Annotated in this window: 16 protein-coding genes; 6 read left to right on the top strand and 10 right to left on the bottom strand. The window is 64.4% G+C overall.

Features of this window, described 5'->3' with window-relative positions:
- The first annotated feature begins 92 nt into the window (after nucleotides 1-92).
- Nucleotides 93-863 carry a tetratricopeptide repeat protein gene (locus F474_RS16545; RefSeq protein ID WP_097085769.1) on the top strand — a complete coding sequence of 257 codons (771 nt, stop codon included), beginning with the start codon at nucleotides 93-95 and terminating at the stop codon, nucleotides 861-863.
- Nucleotides 864-880: 17 nt separating this feature from the next.
- On the opposite strand, the gene F474_RS16540 is transcribed toward F474_RS16545, so the two are convergent.
- From F474_RS16540 to F474_RS22710, 7 genes are all read right to left on the bottom strand, one after another.
- Entirely contained in the window at nucleotides 881-1,282 is a 402-nt protein-coding gene (locus tag F474_RS16540) for a hypothetical protein (RefSeq protein WP_097085770.1), read from the bottom strand.
- 10 nt (nucleotides 1,283-1,292) lie between these two features.
- On the bottom strand, nucleotides 1,293-2,615 hold the full coding sequence (locus F474_RS16535; RefSeq protein WP_097085771.1) for a type II and III secretion system protein family protein: 1,323 nt from the start codon (nucleotides 2,613-2,615) through the stop codon (nucleotides 1,293-1,295).
- The gene (sctV, locus tag F474_RS16530; protein ID WP_097085772.1) at nucleotides 2,612-4,759 is read right to left on the bottom strand and encodes a type III secretion system export apparatus subunit SctV; all 2,148 of its coding nucleotides are present in this window, start codon (nucleotides 4,757-4,759) and stop codon (nucleotides 2,612-2,614) included. Before sctV ends, F474_RS16535 begins: the two co-directional genes overlap by 4 nt.
- Entirely contained in the window at nucleotides 4,756-5,091 is a 336-nt protein-coding gene (locus F474_RS16525) for a tetratricopeptide repeat protein (RefSeq protein WP_097085773.1), read from the bottom strand. The genes sctV and F474_RS16525 overlap by 4 nt, the downstream gene beginning before the upstream one ends.
- The gene (locus tag F474_RS16520; RefSeq protein ID WP_097085774.1) at nucleotides 5,088-5,456 is read right to left on the bottom strand and encodes a hypothetical protein; all 369 of its coding nucleotides are present in this window, start codon (nucleotides 5,454-5,456) and stop codon (nucleotides 5,088-5,090) included. Before F474_RS16520 ends, F474_RS16525 begins: the two co-directional genes overlap by 4 nt.
- Nucleotides 5,453-6,367, bottom strand: coding sequence for an FHA domain-containing protein (locus F474_RS16515; protein WP_256577770.1), 915 nt, complete (start codon nucleotides 6,365-6,367; stop codon nucleotides 5,453-5,455). Before F474_RS16515 ends, F474_RS16520 begins: the two co-directional genes overlap by 4 nt.
- Before the next feature lie 94 nt (nucleotides 6,368-6,461).
- Nucleotides 6,462-6,623 carry a hypothetical protein gene (locus F474_RS22710; protein WP_165830330.1) on the bottom strand — a complete coding sequence of 54 codons (162 nt, stop codon included), beginning with the start codon at nucleotides 6,621-6,623 and terminating at the stop codon, nucleotides 6,462-6,464.
- Between the two features lie 484 nt (nucleotides 6,624-7,107).
- Here F474_RS22710 and F474_RS16510 point away from each other — a divergent pair, with 484 nt between their 5' ends.
- On the top strand, nucleotides 7,108-10,881 hold the full coding sequence (locus F474_RS16510; RefSeq protein WP_097085775.1) for a hypothetical protein: 3,774 nt from the start codon (nucleotides 7,108-7,110) through the stop codon (nucleotides 10,879-10,881).
- A 114-nt stretch (nucleotides 10,882-10,995) separates the two neighbouring features.
- On the opposite strand, the gene F474_RS16505 is transcribed toward F474_RS16510, so the two are convergent.
- A complete protein-coding gene (locus F474_RS16505; RefSeq protein ID WP_097085776.1) occupies nucleotides 10,996-11,919 on the bottom strand; it encodes an AraC family transcriptional regulator in 924 nt (307 codons plus the stop codon).
- A gap of 295 nt (nucleotides 11,920-12,214) precedes the next feature.
- Between F474_RS16505 and F474_RS16500 the strand changes: the two genes are divergently transcribed.
- Nucleotides 12,215-12,547 carry an antibiotic biosynthesis monooxygenase gene (locus tag F474_RS16500; RefSeq protein WP_165830329.1) on the top strand — a complete coding sequence of 111 codons (333 nt, stop codon included), beginning with the start codon at nucleotides 12,215-12,217 and terminating at the stop codon, nucleotides 12,545-12,547.
- Here F474_RS16500 and F474_RS16495 read toward each other — a convergent pair whose 3' ends face one another.
- The gene (locus F474_RS16495; RefSeq protein ID WP_097085778.1) at nucleotides 12,548-13,165 is read right to left on the bottom strand and encodes a flavin reductase family protein; all 618 of its coding nucleotides are present in this window, start codon (nucleotides 13,163-13,165) and stop codon (nucleotides 12,548-12,550) included. It abuts the gene before it with no gap.
- 112 nt (nucleotides 13,166-13,277) lie between these two features.
- Between F474_RS16495 and F474_RS16490 the strand changes: the two genes are divergently transcribed.
- The 3 genes from F474_RS16490 to F474_RS16480 all read left to right on the top strand — a co-directional run bounded on the left by F474_RS16490 (nucleotide 13,278) and on the right by F474_RS16480 (nucleotide 17,141).
- Nucleotides 13,278-14,441 (top strand): phosphatidylserine/phosphatidylglycerophosphate/cardiolipin synthase family protein, encoded by a 1,164-nt coding sequence (locus tag F474_RS16490; protein WP_097085779.1) that lies wholly within the window; start codon nucleotides 13,278-13,280, stop codon nucleotides 14,439-14,441.
- Nucleotides 14,442-14,538: 97 nt separating this feature from the next.
- Nucleotides 14,539-16,512 carry a methyl-accepting chemotaxis protein gene (locus tag F474_RS16485; RefSeq protein ID WP_256577780.1) on the top strand — a complete coding sequence of 658 codons (1,974 nt, stop codon included), beginning with the start codon at nucleotides 14,539-14,541 and terminating at the stop codon, nucleotides 16,510-16,512.
- Between the two features lie 47 nt (nucleotides 16,513-16,559).
- The gene (locus F474_RS16480; protein WP_176510732.1) at nucleotides 16,560-17,141 is read left to right on the top strand and encodes a DJ-1/PfpI family protein; all 582 of its coding nucleotides are present in this window, start codon (nucleotides 16,560-16,562) and stop codon (nucleotides 17,139-17,141) included.
- A 65-nt stretch (nucleotides 17,142-17,206) separates the two neighbouring features.
- On the opposite strand, the gene F474_RS16475 is transcribed toward F474_RS16480, so the two are convergent.
- Nucleotides 17,207-18,730: a fumarate hydratase gene (locus F474_RS16475; protein ID WP_097085782.1), complete on the bottom strand. Its 1,524-nt coding sequence runs from the start codon at nucleotides 18,728-18,730 to the stop codon at nucleotides 17,207-17,209.
- Between the last annotated feature and the right edge of the window lie 53 nt (nucleotides 18,731-18,783).

Here is an 18,783-nt window from a genome sequence, read left to right as displayed (position 1 = left end):
CCGAACAACCACCCGGCAACAGGTTGCAACAAGGCCTGTGGCAGGCGGCGTAACCGGGTAGACTCGCCGCACATGCCTGAAGAGACCTGCACATGCCTCATCGCGTCGTTCCCCTTCTGTTGGCCAGCCTGCTGCTTGGCGCCTGCGCATCGCAAACCCCCTCGGACCCTGCCTACGCTCGCTACCTGCGCCTGGGCGACGACCTCGCCAGCCGTGGCGACCCGGTCAGTGCCGCGTCGCTCTACGACAAGGCCACCCAGTTGCCCGGCGCGGGCCTTGAGGCTTGGTTGAAACTGGGCCAGGCGCGCCTGGCCGCGCAGGACCCCAGCGGCGCCGAGCGCGCTTACCAGCAGGCCTTGAATGACGCGCCAGACAACGCCGATGCGCTGTTGGGGCTGGGTACCGCGCAATTGCGGCTGGGCCGCTACGAGCGCGCCGTGATCAGCCTCACCCAGGCCGCTGACCGGGGCAATCAGCCGCAAGCCTGGAGCCGCCTGGGCGTTGCCCAAGTGCTGCGCGGCCAGACCAGCCCGGCACAGGCGGCCTTCGAGAAAGCCCGCACGCTGCAACCGCAGAACCTCGACACCCAATGCAACCTGGCCCTGGCCCAGGCCTTGGGTGGCCAGCCCGACGCGGCGATGCAGGGCATTCGGGCGGTCACCCAGTCGCCGCGGGTGTTGCCCCGCCACCAGCGCAATGCCTTGCTGGTGGCCGTGCTGGCAGGCCGCGAAAGCGCGCTGGGTGAGCTGAGCCTGGACCAGCTGACCGCCGCCCAGCGCCAGGGGCTGCTCGAACAGGCACGGCAGATCAAGGCACTGGCCGACCCCGCCGCCCAGGCGCGGGCCATGGGCCTGGTGGATTGATACGTGCGGGGCAACCATTACTGAGCCCCCCCGTTCTGCGCTGCGGCCTGCTGTTCCTTGAGCCGCCGGCGCAGCTCTTCGCGGTCATAGCCATCGATGTACACCTGCGCGGCACGGCCGACCGGGGCGGCCATGGTCTGGCCGGTGGCGCGGCCGCGTTCCAGGTCCTGGCGCTGCTCGACCATCTGCAGTAGCACCAGGCTGTTGGCGCAGCCTGGCGCGAGCTTGGCCTGATAGTCCTCCCCCAGGTCGAACTCATCGGGCGTGGCCGGCGCCAGGCATTGCACCGGCACCAGGCCAGTGCGCCCGCTGGCGTCGGTAAAACGCTGGTAGTCCGGCGACCAGTGCGCCGGCTCCAGGTGGGTCTGGCAACCGGTCAGGGCCAGCGTGAAAAACGGCAGGGCGAATCGCAAGCGCATGGCGTAGCCCTCAGTTCAGGTAAAAGCCGAAGGCGCCGCCGCTGCGCGGCCCGGCCTGGGCGGTGGTGCTGCCGGGCTGTGCGTCCAGCGGCGTGGCCGCCACGCGTTCGCGCACCGGCTCCACCAGATAAGGGGTGATCAGGATCACCAGTTCGGTTTCATTGCGCTGAAAGCGCTTGGAGCGAAACAGGTTGCCCAATATGGCCATGTCGCCAAGCGCGGGCACCTTGTCCACATCGGTGGTGTTCTCACGCTGAAACAGCCCGGCGATGGCGAAGGTCTGGCCGCTGCCGACTTCCACGCGAGTGTCGGCGCGGCGCACGCGAAACGCGGGCACGATCACCCCGTTGGCCACGGTTGAGTTCTGCGAGCTGATGCTGCTGACCTCCGGGCGCACCTGCAGGGCGATGCGGCCGTTGGGCAACAGGGTGGGGTTGAACAACAGCGACACACCGTAGGGTTTGTATTCAATGCCCACCGTGTCGCGGTTCACCGGGATCGGTACCGGCACCTCGCCCCCGGCCAGAAAGCTGGCGGTCTGGCCGGTCATCGCGGTGATGTTCGGCTCGGCCAGCACCTCCAGCACGCCGTTGCTTTGCAGCGCATCGAGCACTGCGTCGATATTGACGTTGCCGCTGGCGATGCCCGCGCCGATGGTGTTGGTGGCGCCGGCTACCTGCGCCGCAGAGGCGAGTGGGCCGCCGGTGAGCAAGCCGAAGGAAAACGTACCGTTGTTGAATAGCGCGTTCCAGTTCACCCCATAGCTGAGCAGTTGAGAGCGCGACACTTCGGCAAAGCGCACGCGGATGTTCACCTGCGCCGAGCCGGGCAGCGTGGTGGTGTTCAGCGCCGGCTGCAGGTTCTGCCCTTCGATGCTGAGCAAGGCGTTGAGGTCGGTCGCTTCGGCCACGTCACCCACCTGCCCGCGGGCCACCAGGCGGTTGCCGGCGGCTGTCACCTGAGCATTGCTGCCGGGGTGCAGGCGGGACAACGGCGCACTGACCGCCGCGGTGCTGGTGCCCACCGAGAGGGCCATGTTGGCCATCTCATTGCCGTCGTCGCCGAGCGCGATCAGGCTGGTGCTGCCGGGGGCCTTGCCGAACAGGTAGATGACACCCGGTGACACCACTTGCAGGTCGGCCACGGTTGGGTCGGCCACCAGCACCGACTCCACCGGCCGGCTGAAATGCAGGATCCGCCCCTGCCCGGAGGCCAGCTCCAGGGTGCCACGCGCGCCGGGCGCGAGGGTTTCGGCCTGGGCGACCAGCGCCAGCAGCAATGAGGTTGCGCCGAACAGCCAGCGTGAGACAGCAAGGGTCGCAGGTCGGATCATGAAGCGTTCGCCAATGTGTTGGGCGCGGTGCCGGCAGGCACGGCGCGGGGGGTGATTTCGCTGAGGCTGATGTTGGCCACCGCCTGCAGGTTGTATTCGCCTGCCAGGTCTCGGAACGACAGCACCGGCAGCGGCACCTCACCGCGCATGCACAGCCGGCGCACGCTGCGGCGCAGTTCCGGATGCACCAGCAGCACGGTGCGGTCGTCTTCGGGCAGGCGCTGCCAGGCATGGCGCAGTTGGGTCAGCAGGCCGCGGGCCAGTTCGTCGGGCAGGCTCTCGCCGGTTTTTTCCTGGCGGCGCAAGGCCGAGCGCAGCTGCCCTTCCAGGCCCTGGGCGAGCACGAAGGCGCTGATTACCCGTTGGCTATTGGCGTACTGATGGCTGATCTGCCGCGACAGTGCTGCGCGCAGGTGTTCGGCCAGGCGCCCGGCGTCCTGTTCGCGGGCGCCCCATTCCACCATCGCCTCCAGCAGCGCGCGCAGATTACGCACCGATACGCCTTCGGCCACCAGCGAGCGCAAGGTTTCGGCCAGGCGTTGCAGCGGCACATGGCGCAGCACTTCCTTGATCAGCTCGCCGTAGCTGCCTTCCAGCCGCTCCAGCATCTGCCGGGTTTCCTGGATACCGAGAAAGTCTGCGGCGTAGCGGCGCAGGGTGTGCTCCAGCAAGCCACGCAGCACCTCGTCGGTGTGAAAGTAGGCGACGCCGGCCTGTTGCAACGCCTGTTCATGGTGGCGCGGCAACCATTGGCCGTCACGCTGGCTGAGCGGGGAGGGCGCTGGGGTCGGTTCCAGCTCCAGTAACTGCGCATGCACCGGGTCGTCACGCAGCAACAACTGCCCCAGCGGCAGCACCCCTTCTTTTACCGGCACGCCTTCGAGCTCCACCACATAGCGGTCGGGCGGCGCGGTGGGGTCCAGGTAAAGCTCAGGCACGGGCATCTCCAACCCGAGCTCAGCGCGCAGGTCGTGGCACAGCGTTTCGATGCGCTGGCGCAGCAATTGCTCCGGTGCCTGCTCGGCGATGCCGCTGCCCAGGCACAGCAACACACGGGCATCCAGTGGTTTGGGCTGGGGTTCGTTGACCAGCTCGGCATTGAGCGGCATCGGTTCTTCGACCGGCGCGGCTTCGGCCTGTGCCTGGGCTTGCATCGCGCGGTGCTGCTTGCGCCACATCAGGAAGGCGCAGGTGCCCAAGGCGCCGCCCAGGCCGATGAACACCAGGGCCGGGAAACCCGGCAGCAGGCTGACGCCCAGCAGAATCGCGGCGGTCAGGCCCAGCGCCCGATGGCTATTGCCCAGTTGGCTGACGATCTCGCTGCCCAGGTCGCGCGGCGAGCCGGCACTGTTGACTCGCGTGACCACGGTGCCGGCAGCGACCGAGATCAGCAGCGCCGGGATCTGCGCGATCAAGCCGTCGCCCACGGTCAGCAGCGAATAGGTATGCACCGCATCGGAGAAGCTCATGCCGCGCTCGACCATGCCAATCATCATGCCGCCGAGCAGGTTCACCGCCAGGATCACCAGGCTGGCGATGGCGTCGCCCTTGACGAACTTCATGGCGCCGTCCATAGCACCGAACATCTGGCTTTCGCGCTCCAGGCGCGAGCGGCGACGGCGCGCTTCGGCCTGGTCGATATCACCGTTGCGCAGGTCGTTGTCGATGCTCATCTGCTTGCCGGGCATCGCGTCGAGGGTGAAGCGCGCGGCCACCTCGGCAACCCGCTCGGCACCTTTGGTGATCACCACGAACTGCGCCACGGTGATGATCAGGAACACCACCAACCCAACCACCACTTGCCCGGCGATCACGAAGTCGCCGAAGGCCTTGACGATATGCCCGGCGTCGCCGTGCAGCAGGATCAACCGTGTTGTGGTGATCGACAGCGCCAGGCGGAACAAGGTGCTCAGCAGGATCAACGGCGGCAGGGCCGAAAACTCCACGGAGTGGACGATATAGAACGCGACCACCAACACCAGAATGCTCAGCCCGATGTTCAGGCCGATGAGCACGTCCACCAGGGTCGTGGGCAGCGGGATGATCATCATCACGATCGCCATCAGCATGAACGCGACGATGATTACATCGGTGCGCTGGGCCGCCATGCGGGCCACAGCGTTGAGGCGGTTCAGGGCGGTCATGGGCGGTGCTTCCGGTTGGCAAGGTAGGCTTTGAAACAGGCCCGGGCCTGCTCGCTGTCACCCCCGCGCCACAGGGCGCGGGCGCGCAGCAGGTGATCTTCGGGGGCGGTGGCGCCTTGGGCCTGCAGGCGGTCGAGCGCATTGAGGGCACGGGCCGCGTCACCATTGTCGGTGAACGCCAGCGCCAGGTTGCGCAGCAAGGCGCGGTCGGTGGGCATCATGTGGGCGGCGATCAGCAGCATCACCAAGGCCCGTTGCGGCTGCCCGGCGCGCCGGTACAACTCGCCCATACCGCGCAGCAGGTCGCGGCTGTCGCGGTCCAGCCGGCTCATGCCTTGGCCTCGCTGCGTTGCTGTTGCAGGTGTTCGCGCATGTGGATTTCCTCGCGAATCATGTCTTCTGCCAACGTGCGCACGTCTGGGTCCAGTTCCAGGCGCGGCAGCACCTCGCCCAAGATGTGATCGAGCAACTCCAGCGAGCGTGGGTCGGCAAACAGCGCCGGGTCCAGGGCTTCCAGCTCACCGGCCTGGTCAACGTCCTGGCGAAGCGCCTTGCGTGCCGCTGCGCGGCGCCCGCCCAGCAACGCGTCGAAACGTGCGCCCTGGCGTGGGTTGACCGGTTGCACACCCTCCACGCCCTGCGGCTTTTCCGGGCCTTCGCTGGTGGGCGGCAGCGGTGGCCGCGGGTCGATTCTCATAGGGTGAAAGTGAAACGTTCATCACCGCGCACCAGCACGATCTGGTTGGCTTCGATACGTTCGAGCACCCAGCGATCCTCCAGGGCGGCACCGGGGTACAAGCGCTTTCCGCTGCCGTCGATCACGTACGGATTGGGGCCTGCCCATACCGCCTGAAAGCGCACCCGTGGCGTTTCGCTGGCAGCGTGCTGGGCGACGTCACCGCGCAGGCCCAACTGCGGGCCGAACTGCCGGTCGAAGCCTTGCTGCACGCTCGTCCAGCGCGCTTTCTGCGACGGCATGAAGCTGCCATGGGCAATGACCTGGTGATCGCCCGTTTCGCTGCTGATGCTCGCCAGCCCCGCTTGGTGCAACTGCTCGTCGAGCCAGGCCTTGGCTTGGGCAGGGGTGGCAGGCGTCGCCCCCGGCTGGGGGGTGGCCACGGCCTGGGCGGGCACCGAGGGTTGCGCCGGTTGGCGCAGGGCGAAGGCCGATACGCAGATCAGCAGCAGGGCCAGCGCCAGCAACCAATGCGGCCGCCAACCCTGCGCCGGGCGCGGCGCCCCCGCTTGAGGGGCGTGCAGCTTCAGCTCGGCCTCGCCCAGGCGCAGGCGCACGGGCAACCGCGCGCGATGCCCGTGGCCTTGCGCGAGTGTCCAGGGCTTTTGCCCTGGGGTATGGATACCCACGCTGCCGCCTACCGCCTCCAGCGTGAGCTGGCCGCCTTCGGGGCGAATGCGCAGGTGCAGGGGGGCGATGGCCGGGTCGTGCAACACCAGGTCGGCCGCTTCGCCACTGCCGAGTTGGTACAGGTCGCGGTCCAACGCCAGGGAAACGCCCTGGTGCAGGCCGGCTGTGATGTCGAGCACCATAGTGCCCGGGCTCGCTGCCATGAAACGGGGCAGCCGAGCGGAAGAAGTCAGGGCTGTCATAGTCGCCATACCACCGTTCTATCCGCAGAGGGTTACAGCTGGTGGCGCGAAACGCCTGGGGTGCGCGGGCGGCGCAGGCCGCCCGCACGGTGCATCAGTTCTGCGGACGCTGTTTGGTCGCGTCGAGCTCGGCCTTCTTGGCGGTCGAGATCTCGGTGATCTTCGCGGACTTCTCGATTGCCATGTTGAAGGTAGCTTCCATCTTGGCGATGGCGGAGTCAGCGTTGCCCGAGCTTACTGGTGGGGTATCGGCCATGATGTTTCTCCTAGCAAGGTAGAGGGTTCGGATCGTTCGCCTCAGCCGCCACATGCGAGCTGAAACTTGTTGCACACCGCAGTCAGTGCCTATGGAGCCAGAGGCCTGCGCTGCACGATTCAAATACTACTCAGGGGGTTTGAATTGGGCTGTGAAATGTTGTGAAAACTTGGCCGGGGCTGCGAAATCATGTTAAGCGATAAGTTCTTATGAGGCTAACCCCATGTTTTTAATGGGTGTTATGCTTTAGCCAAATTATAGGCGCCGATTCAACGTCACAAAATTATCAAAACATTATCAGGCGGGCTTCTTGGGCTGTGAAACCTTGTGAAAAGAGATAACCGAGACTTCTATTTCAAACTTCCCCTGATATGTTGCCTGGCAGGCATTTTGTCATAAAAGCCAACTTTCCCATTGTATTCACCGGTAGGCGATGAGGCCGGCAGGGAGGGTTTGCGCATCGTCATTCAGGAGAACGAGCACTATGTCCACCAGCCCGGTCAACCCAGGTACCGATTCCAACCCCCTTAAAAGCCCGTTGCTGTTTGCCAAGGTGCTCGAGAGCCGCCAGCGCAACACAGCTACCTACCGGCCAGCCAAGGTTGATGAAAAGGCGCCGGGCCTGGGCGAGTTCGCCGAGATCGAAAAACCGGGCCAGGCCGGTGCCGACACCATTCGTTACGTCACCAAAGACGGCGACCACGTCATCGTCTCCAAATCGACCAGCCCCGACCTGTTCAAGCGCCTGGAAGCGATCCAAGGCCAGGTCGAGGGCGTGAACCAGAGCCTGGCCGAGGGCTATGCCTTGGCGGCGGGTGATGCCAAGGTGCCTGAAACCCTCAACGAGAAACTTATCGGCCCCCCGGGTGAAGTCGGCGAAGGGCTGATTCGCTATGTCGATGCCGATGGCAAGAAGGTGATCGTTTCGGAGCAGGACAACCCGGCGCTGTTCAAGCAGCTCAGTGAAGATTTCAAAGCGCTGTCCGGGATCAATGCCAGCGAGAAAGACGGCTATGTGCGTGCCGGCGGCGATGAAAAGACACCGGACAAACTTACCGACATTCGTGCCGTGGGCCCCGAAGACGAGGTCGGCCCAGGCCTGATCCGTTTCGAAACGCAGGACGGCAAGAAAGTCGTGGTCTCCAAACGGGACAACCCGGCACTGTTCGAATTCGCCAAGAACGCCCGTGAGCAGATCCAGGGCAAGGAAAAGAGCAGCGACGATGGCTATCGCGTGGCGGGCGATAACGAAACCTGGCCGCCGTTTGGGGGCACCACCATCGGCCCGCCTGACGAGATGGGGCCGAACCTGATCCGCTACGAGCACAATGGCGAGAAGGTGGTGGTCGCCCGCGAAGACAACCCCAAGCTCTACGACCACCTGGTCGGTATGTATAAGGTGATGACCGACCCGGGCAAGAAGAGCGCACTGGAAGGCGCACTCAACGGCGGTGCGGTGCTCGACGACGCGAACGCGCCGCTGCCCGGCCTGAACGATATCAGCGACTTGTCCTGGCAAGAGGGTGAGCAGGACAGCGTGCTCAGCTACAAGACCCAGGATGGTCAGTGGCATGTGGTCAGCAAGGACATCGCGCCGGAGCAGTTCAAGCAGGTGCAGCAGGTCAGTGAAACCTGGGCCAAGATTCACGACAGCGAAGCCCAAGGCTACAAGCTCGCCGGCCCTAATGACTTCATCAAGAATCAAGACAGCCAGATCGGCTCGCCCGACGAGCTGGGTGATGGCCTGATCCGCTACGAGAACGCAGACGGCAAGTTCATCGTTTCCAAGGACATCAGCCCGCAACTTTACGAAGATGTGCTGGCCCGCTGGACCGGCGCGACCGAGGGGGACGTCGACAGTACCCGCAGCTCGCACAACCTGCCGCCGCGCGACGACCTGGATGTGCTCAACCTGGGCACCGGTGAGCATGCCGACCCGGATGATCCAAAGTCGGCCGAGCTCAACGTCAGCGAACTGGCCACGCAGAAGTTGATCGAGGGTTACCGCAAAGGCGTGGAGGATGGCTCCATTGCCAAAGACGACCCGCGTGCCAAGCTGGTGCGTGCGCTCGAGGCTCAGGCGGCCTATTCCAACGGCCACGGCATTACCGGCTACGAAGAAACACCGGGCGCCTTCGGCGGCACCTGGCGTGAGTTCAGCGACGGGCAAACCGAGCTGACCAGCGCCGACATGCACGACATCATCGATGGGCCCAAGCTCAAGGAAGCGATCAGTGAGTTGTTCTCCGACCCCACGATCGCCAAAGACTACAAGGACCAGATGAGTGCGGCGATCGACAAGCTGCCGAACAAGGATGAGATCAAGCAGAAGCTACTGGATATGGTCGGCGAGCACCGCTACGAGTACGTGGCCTACCTCAACGACCTGAAGAAGCAGGGCAAGGTCACCGAGGCGCAGGAAGACCTCTCCAACACGCTCACATCGCTGGCGATGTTCGACCCGGACGCTGCCACCAAGGCGGCGCAGGACATCCAGGCCGATGGCCTGACCACCGACCTGAACGAGCTGGTCGGCAACCCCAGCAAGATCAGCGAAGACAACAAGGAGCTGGCCACCAAAGACCTGTTCGGCCTGCTCAAGAGTGTGCTCAAGGGGGATGCGATCGACCTCCCTCGGCGAGTGCAGGAATCGATCGATAAATTCCTGCAGGAGGGTTTCAAGGATAAGAAAAAGGCCGAGGCGGTGACCAAGGCGCTGGAAGAGCTGGGTGATGCATACAAAAACAAGGGCAGCATTTCACAAGCCGATATCGACACCGCGCTGAGCAAGTCCTACGTCCCGATTGCCGATCGCGGCACTTTGGGCGCCATATTCAGCGGCCTCAATACCAAAGGGATTTTGGGCTCGCTGGGCGCTGGGGTGTCGTTGTTCTCCGGCATCTATCAGCTGGTAGGCGATGGCGGCAAGCTGGGTGAAACCCCTGAGCAGCGGTTGGCGATCGCCAAGGATTTCCTGTTCTTCGCCGGTGCCTCCGGGCAGTTCGTCAGGGCCGGAGACGCGGTGGCCGGGCTGATGGGCAAAGGTGGGGTGGTTGACCTGCTCGGCCTGGACAAAAGCCTGCCGGAGATCTGGGGCAAAGAGGGCGTGCAGGGCAAGCAGATCGACTTCAAGACCGGCGAGGTCCCCGCCGAACTCAGAACCCGGATTGAAGCAGCGCTCGAAAACGTACCCAGCTACACCAAGGACTTCAACACCTTGCTCGGTGATGGTGCAGGCTCGGCCGATGAAGCCGCCAAGATAGGCCAGAGCATCAGCCAGCGCATCGAAGGCGCCGGGGTATCGGCAGGCAAGGCGGCCAAGATCGCAGGGTCTGTTATCAAGGTGCTGGGCCCGGCAACCGACATCGTCGGCGGCTTCGCCGATATCGTACTCGGTGCGTTCACCATCAAGAGCGGCGTGAAAAGCAATGACCCGCTGGTCAAGGCCCAGGGTGGCCTGCAGATCGCGGCCGGCGCCTTCGGTGCCTCGGCCGGTGTCGTAGGCGCAGCAGCGCTGATTGGCGCAGGCTCCGCCGCAGCGCTTACTGGCCCATTCTTTCTGGTGGGTGTGGTGTTGGCCGTGGTGGGCGGGATCATCGGCTATTTCGTCGACCACAATAAAAAGCAGAAGGCCACCGAGAAGGAAAACGACTGGTACCGAGACTTGGCCGCCGACGGGCTGTTGCAGGACAACTGGGGCGACAAGGTCGAATACGCGCATTATTCCATCTACCACTACGGCGGCCGCGAGGCGCCCGAGGACGACAGCCTGTTCCGCTTCCAGCAAAGCGAGTGGCAACATTTCGACGAGACGCCTCAAAAGGGCGGTTCTTCATCCAACCGGCTGGATGAGTCGCTGCACAAAGACGAAAACGGCATCGTTGGCTACAACACCAATGGCACGGCGATGAACGAGTACGGCAAGGCGTTTTACGAGAAAAACAAGGAAACCCTCGATTACATCCACTCACGCTGGGATGACTGGAACGGCTCGGACAAGATCGTCAGCGACAAGGACCTGCGCAAGATCGCCGCTGGCGGTGATGAAAAGGACAAGAACGCCGCCCAGTTCCTGCTCGACAACAAAGGGTTCTTCGACATGCTCGACACGTTCTGGAAGCGCGATGGTGCCGACGGCAAGTTGAGCACCGACGACCTGGAGGCTTACCTGAAGCTGGTCGGCGGCATGGAGTTGAAAGAAGGCGACGAGGTGTTCTATGACCCGGAATACACCGATGGGAAGAAGTTTGGGGAGTAGCGCTGCATTGCGCTGTTGACTGCTCGTCGCGCGACAAGCCGCCCTCCCACGTCCTAAGTGCAAGGCAGTGGGAGGGCGGCTTGCCACGCGGGGCGCTATACCCGCCAAGGCCACTCACTCCCCGCCGGCGCGCAGCCGAGCCAGGTCCCTGGAGGGCGGCGCGCCGTACTGGCGGCTGTATTCACGGCTGAACTGGGACGGGCTTTCATAGCCCACCCGGTAGCAAGCTGCAGCAGCTTCAAGCCCTTCATTGAGCATCAGCCGCCGCGCTTCCTGCAGGCGAAGCTGCTTCTGGTACTGAAGCGGGCTTAAGTTGGTCACTGCCTTGAAGCGGTGGTGCAGGGTCGACACACTCAGGTTGACCTTGCGCGCCAGGTCATCGATACGCAAGGGCTGGTGGAAATGCCCATTGAGCCAATCCACGGCCTGGCTCACCCGGTGAGTCTGGCTGTTGCACAGCGCGATCTCATACAACCGATGGCCCTGCTTGCCGCGCAGCAAACGGTAGAGGATTTCTCGCCTGATCAGTGGCGCAAGCATGGGAATGTCGCGCGGCGTATCCACAAGCCTTACCAGGCGCAGCAATGCGTCTAGCAGCGGCGCCTCCATCGGTTCCACATACAGCCCGCGTTCGGCAGGGCGGGTAGCCACACCTTGCGGGCCCACGTCGGCGATCAGCTGGGTGATCTCGGCGGGGTCAATGTCAAGCCGCACCAGCAGGCTTGGGTCGTCGGGGGTTGCGTTGAGCAACCGGCCGCTGACCGGCATCGCCACCGACACCACCAGGTAATGCAACGGGTCGTACACATAGCGCTCATCGCCCAAGTACACCTCTTTGCTGCCGTGAGCGAAAACGCACAGCGCCGGCTGGGCGATGGTGGCTGCCGAGGGCTGGCAGTGCTCGTAGCGGGTCAGATGCAGGTCGGGCACCGCGCACGGGCAGCACACATGGCCCTCGGGCGTGCTGTGGGTATGGCGACGGATCAGCCCGGCCAGTTCCTGGCGCTGGGCTTCGAGGGGGGAGGCGGAGGAAGACATGGCAGGCTCCAGAAGAGGCCGATGGCCGGGCCGACGATGCGAAAAGATAGCTATAGGCAAATCGGCCGGGGTAGGCCAATCCTGCGAAATGCTTGCCTGATCCTGCTCTATCCCTAAGTTTGCGGGGTTGTTTCAGTCGCTCAGGTTTAGCCTGCACGTGGTTGAACCCTGGGTGGGAAAACACGTTGTGCAGAATCGGGCAAGCCAGTGGCAGGATCGGGATAACGCGCCGTTAACCCGGCCAGTATTCTCTATGGCTGTCAGAGTTTTCCAATTGTTACCAGGGAGAAACGCCATGACTTCACTTCCCGCCGTTAGCCACTGTGTGTTCCTGCGTGCCCCTCACGGCCGCAGCGAAGCGCTGGGCGCGTGCCTCGGGCACTTGGCCCGCCGCACCCTTGAGGCCCCGGGGTGCCTGCACTGCGTGGCGCAACCGGCGTTGCATGATGAGGCCACTTGGCTGCTCAGCGCCCAGTGGGCCAGCGAAGAGGCCTCCGCCGCCTGGGCCGGCACGCCGGGGGGCGACTGGTTCAGCCTGCTGGCCCGCGACGGCCTGGTCATTCACATCGACGTGCAGACCTTCGGCCAGGCCGTGCACGCCGAGCCTGCGATGCGCCGGGCCAGTTGATCAGCCCTGCGGACGAGTCATCGCGAAACGCTCGCCGAGGCGGAAGTAATCGGCCGGGCCGCCGCCGCGCATGATGGGGTCAGCCGCCACGGTGTCATAGACGCCGTCCTTGATCATCGCCTTGGCGATGTGCACCGCTACTACCTCACCTAACACCAGCCAGTTGGGCAGCGCTTCACCTGCTGCCGTCGTCAGTTGGATGATTTGGCTCACCTTGCATTCGAAGGCCACGGGGCTTTCCATCACCCGCGGTGGCTTGACCAGCCGAGACTCGGCGGGGGTCACCCCGGCCAGCTCGAATTCGCTGACCTGCGGCCCTACCGGTGCACTGCTCTGGTTCATCTGCTGAGCCAGCGGCCAGGTCGAGAGGTTCCACACGAACTCGCCGCTGCTTTCTATATTGGCCAGGCTGTCCTTGCGGCCCAGGCTGCTGAAACCAATGACCGGCGGTTTGTCGGCGAACGCATTGAAAAAACTGTAGGGCGCCAGGTTCAGTATTCCTTCGGGGCTGCACGACGACACCCAACCGATGGGCCTGGGCGCAATGATCGCTTTGAACGGGTCATGCGCCAGGCCATGGCCCTTGGCGGTTTCATAGAAGTGCATTGCATCGCTCATGGCGCTTTCCTTTGATGGGGTAAGGGCAGTGTGCCATAGGCGTAACTGCATGTTGCGTAAAACCCCAAGGCCCGGCTATCGTGGCCCGCGTCCCGTTCAGCCTGGAGAACCCATGGGCGGCTTGGTGTTCCCTTGGCGTAATGACAACCGCTTCGAGCTGCTGATCGACGGCCCGCAGTTCTTCCCGCGCATGCTTGATGCTGTCCAGGCCGCGACGGACCAGATCGACCTTGAGTTGTACCTGGTCGAGGCCGGCAGTTGCGCCGAGGCCGTGGTGCAGGCGTTGTGCGATGCGGCCGAGCGAGGCGTTTGTGTGCGCTGCCTGTTTGACGGCTATGGCAGCCTCAAACTTGGCCGCGCGCTGCTTGAACGCCTGGAAGCGGCCGGGGTGCAACTGCGGCATTACAACCCGGTTCATTGGCGGCGCGGGCTGCGCAACCTGTACCGGGATCACCGCAAACTGCTGGTGGTCGACCAGCGCCTGGCCGTGGTCGGCGGCACAGGTGTCACCGATGAGTTCTGGCAACCTGGCCAGCCCAGCAGCGAGTGGCACGAGGTGATGGTCGCTATCGAAGGGCCCTTGGTTGCCGATTGGCAGACACTGTTCGACCGCCAGTGGCGGGCCAACACCCGCCGTACCGAATGGCGCCCGCCCATGCCGTTTGGGTTGCCGCGCTTACCCCGCCTGCCTGACGGGGATGACCATCAGGGTGAGGGCCGGGTCGCTTATGCCGATGCCCGCCAGCATCGCGACATTCTGCAATCGCTCAAGCGCGCCTTGCGCACTGGGCAGCGCCGCATCTGGTTCGCTACGCCTTACTTTCTGCCGACCTGGTCAGTGCGCCGTGCCCTGCGCCGTGCCGCCGGCCAGGGCGTGGACGTACGGTTGCTGCTCACTGGCCCGCGAACGGATCACCCTTCGGTGCGGTACGCCGGCCACCGCTATTACCCGCGCTTGTTGCGGGCGGGGGTCAAGATCTTCGAATACCAACCGTGTTTCCTGCACCTGAAGATGGTGCTGGTGGACGATTGGGTGAGCGTCGGCTCCTGCAACTTCGACCACTGGAACCTGCGCTTCAACCTGGAGGCGAACCTAGAAGCCATCGACCCGGCGTTCACGGCCGCCGTGCAGGCCAGCTTTCAGGCTGATTTTGCCGAAAGCCGGCAGGTGACACTGGCCGACTGGAAACGCAGGCCGCTGTGGCGGCGGGTACAGCAACGGGTGTGGGGCTGGGTGGACCGCGTGGTGGCCAATGCGCTTGATCGGAGGAATTAAACCTCGCGATCCAGAGGCCGATAGTGATGGCTGAGTGGCACAAGACCTGCTTTCAACTGCCTATCACCGGCCAGCCAAGGAACTCCCTGTGAACGTCATGCCTCGCAAGATCATTACCCGCCTGTCGCTGGGGATGCTGTTTATCGTACTGATCACCGCCTTGGCGATCTATGCGGTGATGGTGTTTTCCGGCGAGCCTAAACTCATCCAGACCAACACCGAACGGGCCGAGCAGTCGGCGGCGGCGATCGCTGGGCAGTTGTCCATCGAGCTGGGTGAGGTTGAGGGGAGGGTCGTGGCCATGGCCCGGCTGGGTGGTTCACTGCCCAAAGACCCGGAACTGGTCAAGGCCAGCCTGGCGCCGATCATCGACTCATTGAGCGCCACGGCAATCGCCGGCGGCGGCTTGTGGCCCGAGCCTGGGGCCTTCACCCCTGGGGTGGACCTGCGCAGTTTCTACTGGGCGCGCAGCGGCCAGGCGCTGGGGTATTCGGAAGAGTACAACGCGCCGGGCACCGAGGCGTACCAGGCGGCAGACTGGTACCTGAAGGGCAAGGCCTCCGATGCCAGCCATTGCGGATGGTCAGACGCCTATCTGGACCCGGTGAGCAAGATCCTGATGACCACCTGCACCGTGCCCTACCAGCGCGACGGCCGCTTTGCGGGGGTGGCCACCATCGACATGACGCTTTCGGGGTTGGCCGATTTTCTCAAGGCCAACGGCAAGGTTACTGGGGGCTACGCCTTCGCCCTGGACCGTTCGGGCAAGGTTCTTTACTTCCCCGGCCAGGCGGCGGCCGACGACAAGGCCCTGGCCGAGCGCCTGCCGTGGTTCTCTGCAGTGAGTGACTGGCGCGGCAAGCCGCAGGCCGGGACCACCACCTTCCCGGTGGCCCGCGAGGGGCAGCTGGGCGAGGCGGCCTATGTAAGCCTCACCCGTATTCCCTCGACCGGCTGGGTGATCGGCCTGGTCACGCCGCAGGCGCAGATGACAGCCGTGGCCAAGCGCCTGACGCTGGACATCCTCTCGATTCTGCTGCCGCTGTTGCTGGTAGTGTTCAGCCTGGCCTGGCTGGCAGGCCGCGCCATCCTGCGCCAGATCGGCGAAACCACCGAGCAGATCGACCGCCTCAGCCAGGGCGGCAGCAGCGGCGAAAAACTCGAAGTGCTGCGCGACGATGAGATCGGCGCGCTGCGCCAATCGGTGAACCGCTACGCCGGTACCCTGCGCGACATGCTCAAAGCCATCGCCAGCGAGGCGGCGCAGTTGCAGAGCCAGTCCGACGATGTAGCGCGCCTGGCTACCCTGATGGCCGAGCGAGCCGAAAAGCAGCGCGAAGACAACGATCTGTTGGCCACGGCGATTACCGAAATGTCGTCCAGTGCCCAGGAAGTGGCGCGTACCACGGTCGACTGCTCCGATACTGCCCGCTCCTCGCTGGAAACTGCTCGCGGCAGCCAACGCCACGTGGGTGAGAACAGCCAGACGATCGGTTCGCTGGCTGGCGACCTGACCCAGGTCGCCCAGGCCATCACAGGCCTGGGGCAGGACATCGAGAGCGTCAGCGGCGTGCTGGAGGTGATCAAGGCGATTTCCGCACAGACCAACCTGCTGGCGCTCAACGCCGCCATCGAGGCAGCCCGTGCCGGTGAGCAGGGCCGGGGCTTTGCCGTGGTGGCCGACGAGGTGCGTACCCTGGCTGCGCGCACACAGACCTCGGCTGCACAGATTCAAGACATGATCACCGAACTGCGCAGCGCCTCTACCCGCGCCGTCAATACCATGGTTGCCGGAGAGGACCGCACGCGCACTGTTGTCGACCAGGCCGGTTTGCTGGTCGATTCGTTGGGGAGCACGGTCAGCGCCTTCGATGACATCGTCCAGCGCGCTCAGCAGATTGCGGTGGCAGCCCAGGAGCAGAGCCACGTCACTCAAGAGATCAACGAGCTGGCGGTGCGTATCCACCAGGCCAGTGAGGAAGGCGCGCGTGATGCCGGTTCGCTTTCGGGCCTCAGCCGTGGCATGCAGGACCTCTCACGCCGGTTGGCGAGCCTGAGCCGGGGTAGCTGAGTGGTTGGAACAGGCTACCCTTGATCGAACACGATCAAGGAGCCTGTCTGATGAGCGCCAAGAAAATCCTGATGCTGGTGGGCGATTACGTCGAAGACTATGAAGCAATGGTGCCCTTCCAGGCGTTGCAGATGGTCGGGCACAGCGTGCATGCGGTGTGCCCTGGGAAAAGCGCGGGCCAGGGGGTGCGTACGGCGATCCATGACTTCGAAGGCGACCAGACCTACAGCGAAAAACCCGGCCACCTGTTCGTTCTCAACCAGGATTTCGCCCGCGTGCACGTCTCGGACTATGACGCGCTGGTGATCCCCGGTGGGCGCGCGCCGGAATACCTGCGCTTGAATGAAGAGGTGCTGGCGATGGTCAGCCATTTCGCCGAGGCCCGCAAACCCATTGCGGCGATCTGTCATGGGGCTCAATTGCTGGCGGCCGCCGGCGCGCTCGACGGGCGTGAATGCAGTGCGTACCCCGCCTGCGCGCCGGAGGTGAAGCTGGCGGGCGGAAAGTTCATGGACATCGCGGTCAGTGAAGCGCACGTGGACGGCAACTTGGTCACGGCCCCGGCGTGGCCTGCGCACCCGGCATGGCTGGCGGCTTTTTTGACCGTCCTCGGCACACGAATCGGCTGACGCGGGTGGACTACCTGCATGAAAAAGCCGCTCACAGGGAGCGGCTCGTTCTACGCCGGCGGGGCTTACTTCACTTCGACCGCCAGGCTTTGGGCGATCTTGTTCTGCCAGATCGCCGGGCCCGTGATGTGCACCGACTCGCCGTTGCTGTCGACCGCCACGGTGACGGGCATGTCCTTGACCTCGAACTCGTAGATCGCTTCCATGCCCAGTTCAGGGAAGGCCAGCACTTCGGATTTCTTGATCGCCTGCGCTACCAGATAGGCGGCGCCGCCCACGGCCATCAGGTAGCTGGCCTTGCTGTCTCTGATCGCGTCGATGGCAGTAGGGCCGCGCTCGGACTTGCCGATCATGCCCAGCAGGCCGGTTTGCTCGAGGATCTGGCGGGTGAACTTGTCCATCCGGGTGGCCGTGGTGGGGCCGGCCGGGCCGACCACTTCGTCACGCACCGGGTCGACCGGGCCGACGTAATAGATGAAGCGGCCCTTGAGGTCCACCGGCAGCGGCTCGCCCTTGTTGAGCATGTCGACGATGCGCTTGTGCGCAGCGTCGCGGCCGGTCAGCATCTTGCCGTTGAGCAGCAGGGTTTCACCTGGCTTCCAGCTCTGCACCTCTTCGGGTGTAACGGTGTCGAGGTTGACGCGCCGCGCCGAAGGGCCCGCTTCCCAGACGATTTCCGGATAGGCATCCAGGGGCGGGGCTTGCAGGCTGGCCGGGCCCGAGCCGTCGAGCACGAAGTGTGCGTGGCGGGTGGCCGCACAGTTGGGGATCATGCACACCGGCAGCGAGGCGGCGTGGGTCGGGTAGTCCATGATCTTGACGTCCAGCACGGTGGTCAGGCCGCCGAGGCCCTGGGCACCGATGCCCAGCTGGTTGACCTTGTCGAACAGCTCAAGGCGCAGCTCCTCGATGCGGTTCTGCGCACCGCGAGCCTTGAGCTCGTGGATGTCGATCGGGTCCATCAACACTTCCTTGGCCATCACCGCCGCTTTCTCTGCGGTGCCGCCGATACCGATGCCGAGCATGCCCGGCGGGCACCAGCCGGCACCCATGGTAGGCACGGTCTTGAGCACCCAGTCGACGATCGAGTCGGAGGGGTTGAGCATGGCCATCTTGGACTTGTTCTCCGAACCGCCACCCTTGGCTGCGACGTCCACCTCAACGGTGTTGCCGGGCACGATGGAGTAGTGGATCACCGCCGGAGTGTTGTCCTTGGTGTTCTTGCGGCTGCCGGCAGGGTCGGCCAGGATCGAGGCGCGCAGCACGTTCTCAGGCAAGTTGTAGGCGCGGCGCACGCCTTCGTTGATCATGTCGTCGACGCTCAGGGTGGCGCCGTCCCAGCGCACGTCCATGCCAACGCGCACGAACACGGTGACGATGCCGGTGTCCTGGCAGATGGGCCGATGGCCGGTGGCGCACATGCGCGAGTTGATCAGGATCTGAGCGATCGAATCACGGGCAGCCGGCGACTCTTCACGTTGGTAGGCCTCATGCATGGCCTGGATGAAGTCGACGGGGTGGTAATAGGAAATGAACTGCAGGGCATCGGCGACGCTTTGAATCAGGTCGTCTTGCTTGATCACGGTCATCAGGCGCGCTCCTCTTTTTTGGCGGGAACAGGTTCGGTTGCCGCCAGCGGGCC

This window comes from Pseudomonas sp. URIL14HWK12:I12, from assembly GCF_003097135.1.
In the GTDB taxonomy this organism is placed as follows: Bacteria; Pseudomonadota; Gammaproteobacteria; order Pseudomonadales; family Pseudomonadaceae; genus Aquipseudomonas.
The sequence above is the reverse complement of the archived record's forward strand: the minus strand, read 5'-3'. Positions and strand labels throughout refer to the sequence as shown.

Bases quoted from the DNA above. Each gene is read 5' to 3' on its own strand.
- F474_RS16545 (WP_097085769.1), top strand. From the start codon at position 93: ATGCCTCATCGCGTCGTTCCCCTTCTGTTGGCCAGCCTGCTGCTTGGC.
- F474_RS16540 (WP_097085770.1), bottom strand. From the start codon at position 1,282: ATGCGCTTGCGATTCGCCCTGCCGTTTTTCACGCTGGCCCTGACCGGT.
- F474_RS16535 (WP_097085771.1), bottom strand. From the start codon at position 2,615: ATGATCCGACCTGCGACCCTTGCTGTCTCACGCTGGCTGTTCGGCGCA.
- sctV (WP_097085772.1), bottom strand. From the start codon at position 4,759: ATGACCGCCCTGAACCGCCTCAACGCTGTGGCCCGCATGGCGGCCCAG.
- F474_RS16525 (WP_097085773.1), bottom strand. From the start codon at position 5,091: ATGAGCCGGCTGGACCGCGACAGCCGCGACCTGCTGCGCGGTATGGGC.
- F474_RS16520 (WP_097085774.1), bottom strand. From the start codon at position 5,456: ATGAGAATCGACCCGCGGCCACCGCTGCCGCCCACCAGCGAAGGCCCG.
- F474_RS16515 (WP_256577770.1), bottom strand. From the start codon at position 6,367: ATGACAGCCCTGACTTCTTCCGCTCGGCTGCCCCGTTTCATGGCAGCG.
- F474_RS22710 (WP_165830330.1), bottom strand. From the start codon at position 6,623: ATGGCCGATACCCCACCAGTAAGCTCGGGCAACGCTGACTCCGCCATC.
- F474_RS16510 (WP_097085775.1), top strand. From the start codon at position 7,108: ATGTCCACCAGCCCGGTCAACCCAGGTACCGATTCCAACCCCCTTAAA.
- F474_RS16505 (WP_097085776.1), bottom strand. From the start codon at position 11,919: ATGTCTTCCTCCGCCTCCCCCCTCGAAGCCCAGCGCCAGGAACTGGCC.
- F474_RS16500 (WP_165830329.1), top strand. From the start codon at position 12,215: ATGACTTCACTTCCCGCCGTTAGCCACTGTGTGTTCCTGCGTGCCCCT.
- F474_RS16495 (WP_097085778.1), bottom strand. From the start codon at position 13,165: ATGAGCGATGCAATGCACTTCTATGAAACCGCCAAGGGCCATGGCCTG.
- F474_RS16490 (WP_097085779.1), top strand. From the start codon at position 13,278: ATGGGCGGCTTGGTGTTCCCTTGGCGTAATGACAACCGCTTCGAGCTG.
- F474_RS16485 (WP_256577780.1), top strand. From the start codon at position 14,539: ATGCCTCGCAAGATCATTACCCGCCTGTCGCTGGGGATGCTGTTTATC.
- F474_RS16475 (WP_097085782.1), bottom strand. From the start codon at position 18,730: ATGACCGTGATCAAGCAAGACGACCTGATTCAAAGCGTCGCCGATGCC.